We start from the raw sequence: 285 nt of genomic DNA, 5'->3' as shown, positions 1-285 counted from the left end.
GATGGATCATAATCTTGATCTTGAAACGTTGAATCGCGTGCGCGTCAATCTTCTGGCTGTGATTGAAAACGCACCAGACGAGTACATGAATGGACTGCGCATCGCACTCGGTCTGGTGGTGCGCATGCACGTATTCGAAAAGGCACGGGGCGAGCTTCAAGCAGCGCTAGCCGAATTCGATGGCGCGATCAACACCGAGGAAGTACGCGCCGAGATTGCGCAGCGCGCAGTTGACATCACAGGAGCGGCATCTGCGTTCCACTCGGCAATGGATGAGGCAGAAAC

1 protein-coding gene is annotated in these 285 nt (G+C 55.1%); it reads left to right on the top strand.

Features of this window, described 5'->3' with window-relative positions; translation table 11 throughout:
• Positions 1 to 285, top strand: a 285-nt coding sequence (locus AC1RO3_RS09115) for a hypothetical protein (protein ID WP_481764100.1), incomplete at both ends; no start/stop codon positions are given.

It is taken from the genome of Dellaglioa sp. CoH-57-MRSF-19 (genome assembly GCF_056781975.1).
Note: the sequence above shows the minus strand (reverse complement) of the source record. Positions and strands in the feature narration are given on the sequence as shown.